The following is a 2534-nucleotide window of genomic DNA, read 5'->3' as shown; positions in this document are numbered from 1 at the left end:
ATAACCGTGAGGGGATGGTATTCAATCAGGGGAACTTGACCCTCACCACCGACCGGCTCGACAACCAGCAGGGCACTATTGCCAGTCACGGCGAGGCGCTGCATCTGACCGCGCATCAGGCCGATAACAACCAGGGGACGGTGCAGTTGGCCGGTCAGGGTCAATTATCGCTCAACACCCAACGGTGGCTGGGTGATAAGGGCAAACTACTGACCAATGGCGCCCTGACGATACAGGCCGGTGAACTGCAACTCAACCAGGCTGAAACTCAGGCCGGGCAGATAACCGTCAACGCCGACACCCTGAGCCATCAAGGCGGCGTAATGCAACAACAGGGCAAAGATACGCTGTCCCTCACCACCCGAATGCTGGATAACCAGCACGGCACCCTTGCGGGCAACGGCAACCTGAACCTTAAAGCGACGACCGTCGATAATCGTCACGGCAACCTCGTGGCCGCCGAAAAAGGCTCGCTGACACTGGCGGTCAAAGACACGCTGGACAATCAGTCGGGCCGGGTGTTAAGCGGCGGGCAGTTAACCCTGCGCGCCGGCGATGTTGATAACACCGGCGGGATAATCGCCGCGGACGGTAAAACCACGCTGACCGGCGCCAGGCTCACTAATACTCAGGGACAGATTGCCGGGAATGGCGGGCTGGACATTCACAGCCGACAACTGATAAACCGCGAGGGGACCTTACAGTCCGCCGACGCCCTGACTCTGGATACCAACGGGCAGTTACTGGATAACCAGCAGGGCCAGATTATTGGAGCAGGAAAAACCACAATAACCAGCGGTCCACTGGACAATCGCCACGGTCATCTTCAAGGCGGACAGTTGGCTATCGATACCCGACACGCCGCGCTGGATAACCGGGACGGCAAATTGTTATCCACGGACACGTTAACCCTGAACACTCATCAGCTCGATAATCGTCACGGGCAGGTGCAGGCGGTGGGCGACACCACACTCAATGTTGACACCCAAATCGATAACACCGGCGGCCTTATCCGTGGCGGTCAGCAATTGACCCTGAACACCGCTCGCCTGATTAACCGCGAGACGGCGCACACGGATAACGGGGTGGAAGCGCAAAACCTGACGGTCAACGCTCAACAGGTGGACAATACCCAGGGCGCTTTACGGGCAGCCAACCATCTGCAAGCGAACATCAGCCAGACCTTGAATAATACTCAGGGGCTGGTCTCTGCGGGCAAACAGCTCACTCTCAAAAGCGAGGCCCGGCAACCGCATCTGGTGATTAACAACCGGCAAGGCACGCTGATTGCCGGGGAGCACGCCACGATTAACGCACACGGCCTGAGTGGGGACGGCCAACTGTTATCGCAGGGCGATATGGCGGTCACTTTAACCGAGGATTTTCACCATACCGGCAACACCGCGGCCAATGGCAATCTGACCCTGAAAACGGCCGGTAATCTTATCAATGACCGCCAGATAAAAGCCGGTCAGGCGCTGCATCTGGACGCTCACAATCTCACCAATAACGCCTCCGGTGAAATCAGCGCTAAACAAACGCAAATCACGGTTCACGATACGCTGAACAATACCGGATTGATTGACGGCGGCCTGACCCATCTCACGGCCAACACCCTAAACAACACCGGCGCCGGCCGTATTTACGGTGACCAGCTCGCGCTCCAAACAGGGACTCTGAATAACACCGCAGAGGGTGGCAAAGCCGCCGTGATTGCGGCGCGTGACCGGCTGGATATTGGCGCCGGAATACTGAACAACCGTGACCATGCCCAGATTTACAGCGTGGGCGACCTGCACATCGGCGGCCAGTTGGATAATACCCTGACGGCCACCGGTCAAGCCCATGAACTGAATAACCACGCGGCGACGATTGAAGCCGGGCGCCACTTGAAGATGAATGCCGACCAGATTAACAACACCAATGCCGGGTTAGTGACTCAGGTCGTCGAAACAGAAAAGTCTCAGCATCATGACGCGGTATTGAGCGGCCAGACCACCCGTTACGACTGGTCACAGGTGGACACTTCCCGCCACAATAAATACGGCGTACACGATGCCATCATGCCGGACGGCAGCGGCAGTAATGACTTTTACGAATATCAGTACACCCGTACCGTTAAGGAAACTCAAGTCAAACAGAGTGACCCCGGTAAAATTCTGGCTGGCGGCAATATCACGCTTAACAGTGCGCAGGTCACCAATCACGACAGCCAAATTATCGCCGGCGGAGCGCTGGACGGGGTGATAGGCGAGTTGCACAATATCGCTACTCAGGGGGAACGCATCACTACCGATGAAGGTCGCCAGACCCACTGGTATGCCAAAAAGACCAAACACAAAAAGTTCGGATTCGGGGGGACCAAAACCTCACAGGGGAAAAGCCGCAGCCATTATGACCCTGCCCCCGTCATAGAAACCCTCGACCTGAAAACGCTGGCCTGGCAGGACCATACCCGTCCACAGGGCACCGATATTACCATTACAGACCGACAAACCGGTCAGATACATTCTGCCCCCACAGCGGTCACGCCG

At 56.9% G+C, this 2534-nt stretch carries 1 pseudogene; it reads left to right on the top strand.

The features are described from left to right. Positions 1 to 2534, top strand: a pseudogene (locus Phpb_RS25065) (S-layer family protein); the annotation flags it as partial.

Source organism: Photorhabdus namnaonensis (assembly GCF_001684335.1).
Lineage (GTDB): Bacteria > Pseudomonadota > Gammaproteobacteria > Enterobacterales > Enterobacteriaceae > Photorhabdus > Photorhabdus namnaonensis.
This window is presented reverse-complemented; position numbering and strand designations above follow the sequence as displayed.